Annotated in this window: 2 protein-coding genes; both read right to left on the bottom strand. The window is 72.2% G+C overall.

The annotated features are described in order from the left end of the window. Positions 1-682: zinc-binding dehydrogenase (locus tag AB0J68_RS32390; RefSeq protein ID WP_363942728.1), on the bottom strand; the 682-nt coding region annotated here is incomplete at its 3' end. After that, positions 679-1,041 (bottom strand): hypothetical protein, encoded by a 363-nt coding sequence (locus AB0J68_RS32385; protein ID WP_363942725.1) that lies wholly within the window; start codon positions 1,039-1,041, stop codon positions 679-681. The genes AB0J68_RS32390 and AB0J68_RS32385, both read right to left, overlap by 4 nt. Positions 1,042-1,192: the final 151 nt, after the last annotated feature.

Genomic DNA, 1,192 nt, shown 5'->3' with positions numbered 1-1,192 from the left:
CCCGCAGCGCCGCCGCGGCCGGCACACCGAACACCGGATCGAGGACGAGGTCGACCGGGCCGTCGGCGCCGGCCCGCAGCCGCTCGGCCATCGACGCGACGTCGTCGTCGGGAAGCAGCGGGATCGCGACCGCCGCGCCGAGCTCCTCGGCACGGGACCGCGCCGCCGCCGAGCGGGCCACCGCGACGACCCGGCGGGCCCCGCCGAGCAGGGCCAGCTGGATGGCCGCTTGGCCGACCACACCACCGGCGCCGAGCACGACGACCTGGTTGCCGGCCGCCAGGCCACCGGCGTACGTGAGGGCGGCGTGCGCGGCGACGGCGGAGAGGCCCAGGGCCGCGAGCAGGGTCAGCGGTACGCCGGTCGGCAGCGTCACCACGTCGGCGGCGGGCACCGCGACAGTTGTCGCCATGCTGCCGTCCACCCCGGACCGCATCCCGGCCGACGTGCCGAACCAGACGGGCGTGCCGTCGACGAGACGGCCGACGCCCTGCACACCCGGCACGTACGGGGTGGCCGGCCTGCCGAAGTAGCTGGTGCCGCTGGCACAGAGCAGGTCCAGCGGGGTGATCGGCACGGCCTCGACGGTGACCGTCAGCTCGCCGTCGGCCAGCTCGGGGGCCAGTCGCTCGACGACCGTCGGTGGGGCGCCGCAGGTGGTGAGCACTGCCGCGCGGATCACGTCGCGATGTCCGGGTAGGGCATCGAGAAGTGGGCCAGCCGCGCGCCGTACGACTTCTGGTACTCCAGCGGCTCGGTGTTGTCCCGCTCGAAGAGGGCGATGAAGAGCGTCAGGGTGAGGAACGGGTGCGCCCCCAACTCGAAGAGCTTCACGTGGTCGTGGTTGGCCAACGCCTCCCGCTCCGTGTCGTCGAAGCGCAGCCAGGTGCTCGCCTCGCCGGTGTGGCAGTTCAGCACCGTGTTGGCGCACTCGGCCTCCCACCAGGCGACCAGCTCGCGCGCCTCGCTGCGGTAGCGCTCAACCAGGTCGGGGTCCCGGTCGACCATGAACAGGAACTTGTTCAGCAGGTACTTGCTCACGCCGCTGCTCCGTTCGGGTACCAGGTGAAGTACGCCTCCATGGTGTGGAACAGGTCGAGGGTGTCGACGTAGTCGGCCTTCACGCCGGCGCCGGCCACACCCATCATCAGCATGAAGTCCATGAAGCCGTGGGTGGCGTTGCCGGGCGAGT

It is taken from the genome of Micromonospora sp. NPDC049580, from assembly GCF_040675595.1.
In the GTDB taxonomy this organism is placed as follows: domain Bacteria; phylum Actinomycetota; class Actinomycetes; order Mycobacteriales; family Micromonosporaceae; genus Micromonospora.
Note: the sequence above shows the minus strand (reverse complement) of the source record. Positions and strands in the feature narration are given on the sequence as shown.